Origin of the sequence: Streptosporangium amethystogenes (genome assembly GCF_000721075.1) — a bacterium.
GTDB classification, from domain to species: Bacteria; Actinomycetota; Actinomycetes; order Streptosporangiales; family Streptosporangiaceae; genus Streptosporangium; species Streptosporangium amethystogenes.
Genome location: NZ_JOEQ01000220.1, coordinates 1 through 215, shown reverse-complemented (window position 1 = coordinate 215; position 215 = coordinate 1). Strand labels below are relative to the sequence as shown.

The following is a 215-nucleotide window of genomic DNA, read 5'->3' as shown; positions in this document are numbered from 1 at the left end:
GCGCGGGGGTATCTGGGGCGGGCGGGGTTGACGGCGGAGCGGTTTGTGGCGTGTCCGTTCGATGGTTCCGGTGGGCGGATGTATCGGACGGGGGATGTGGTCCGGCGTCGTGGTGATGGGGTTGTGGAGTTCGTGGGGCGGGTTGATCAGCAGGTGAAGGTGCGGGGTTTTCGGATCGAGTTGGGTGAGGTGGAGGCGGTGCTGGCCCGGCATGG

The 215-nt window shown here is 67.4% G+C and carries 1 pseudogene; it reads left to right on the top strand.

The window, feature by feature from the left end:
• Positions 1–215 (top strand): annotated as a pseudogene (locus IG98_RS50000) (AMP-binding protein); the annotation flags it as partial.